Annotated in this window: 1 protein-coding gene; it reads right to left on the minus strand. The window is 34.7% G+C overall.

What is annotated here, in order from left to right:
- Window positions 1-300 precede the first annotated feature (300 nt).
- Window positions 301-1,263: a CfxA family broad-spectrum class A beta-lactamase gene (locus ACTQ16_RS16565; protein ID WP_118082167.1), complete on the minus strand. Its 963-nt coding sequence runs from the start codon at window positions 1,261-1,263 to the stop codon at window positions 301-303.
- Between the last annotated feature and the right edge of the window lie 260 nt (window positions 1,264-1,523).

Below are 1,523 nucleotides of genomic sequence, written 5' to 3' on the forward strand. Positions count from 1 at the left end.
TTTGCTCAACATGCGAGCCATACCTCCCCATTTGGGTGAAATTTATCTTTCTTGGTATTACCATGAACAAAATTATCACCTCGATGAGTATTTTCTCGAAACTTTTTGTTATCTTTGCAGCTGAATCTTCAACTGCATCTTTAAAGATATCCATATATTGGTCAAGTCCTGTATTCATGTAATATTGTATTTGTCGTGATCTACAAAGTTACTGAAAATCAGCGACTTGACCAACTTTTTACAGTTAAGTTTTCATAAGCACTTCTTAATATAAGTTATTGATTTACAGACGATTAAATATTAATTTAACGCAGTATTGATTAATAAAGAATATACTACCGCTGATATATGCGCAACAAATTGTGACGCTTGTGATTCATTTCCCTTGAAATCCTTAACAAATACAGCTAAGGTATAGCAGACCTTATTAGGCAGACATATATAGGCTACATCATTCTGAGCTGCAAGAATACCATTTTCATTGACATAACCAGAACCTGTCTTATGTGCTATTACAACCCCTTCTTTATCAAGAAGTGGAGCTACTATCCTATCTATACCTGTTTTACATTCTTTCAATGCATTCTTAATGAAATCTTGTTTCTCATTACTGATAAGACTTTCTGTAAACAAACGATTCATCAACATTGCAGCACCAAGAGGAGATGTGTAATTAGAGTAAGCTTTGTCATGGTCAGCGGACATTTCCTCTTCTGTATAAGCTATCTGAAAACTCGAATGTGGTATGAGTTTCGCTATAAAACTGTCTGTTTGTGCAGTATTGAGCATATTCTTAAACATGATATTGCTTGCATTATTGTCGCTCTGGGAAAGAGTATAGCGCAACAGATCTCTTACTGTCAACGATATAACTGGTGCTGAATAATCTTTCATCATAGGGCTCCATGTCTTTGGATCAAGTTTTTCCCTATTTATCTTTACCAAGGTATCAAGGGAAAGGCCTTTTTTGTCAAAATCATTGCAAAGAGCTAATGCCTGATGAACCTTAAATACACTCATCATAGGATAAATGCTTTTATTATTAACACTAACCGTATCTGTGTTATTAATAATAACCGCCACACCAATTTCACCAGGACAAGCCGAGACAATCTGAGAAATGCTATCAGTCAAAACATCTGTTAATGGAGGATTCGCGCTACCTTTTGTAGCTGATTTATGGGACAATGAGAACACCAAGATGAAGATGCAAACTAAAGCTATACACAAAACTACGATTTGCTTTTTTCTGTTTTTTTTCATGTTCCTTAATTCCGCAACACTTTGATTTAACTTTATTTATAAGTTCCTGAGCAACAAAAAGTTGCTCAGGATTTTGCCATGTCAGAAATTTCACTTATCTTAGTGTTGCAAATAAAAAACAAATAAAACTCTGAATGACATGGCAAAAGTACAAATAAAATCTGAGAAACTCACTCCTTTTGGAGGAATTTTTTCTATTATGGAGCAATTTGATGCTCTTTTAGCTCAAACCATAGATTCCACCTTGGGATTGAGATGCA

Origin of the sequence: Prevotella sp. LCP21S3_D2 (assembly GCF_052118345.1) — a bacterium.
Taxonomy (GTDB): Bacteria; Bacteroidota; Bacteroidia; order Bacteroidales; family Bacteroidaceae; genus Prevotella.

Bases quoted from the DNA above. Each gene is read 5' to 3' on its own strand.
- ACTQ16_RS16565 (WP_118082167.1), bottom strand. From the start codon at position 1,263: ATGAAAAAAAACAGAAAAAAGCAAATCGTAGTTTTGTGTATAGCTTTA.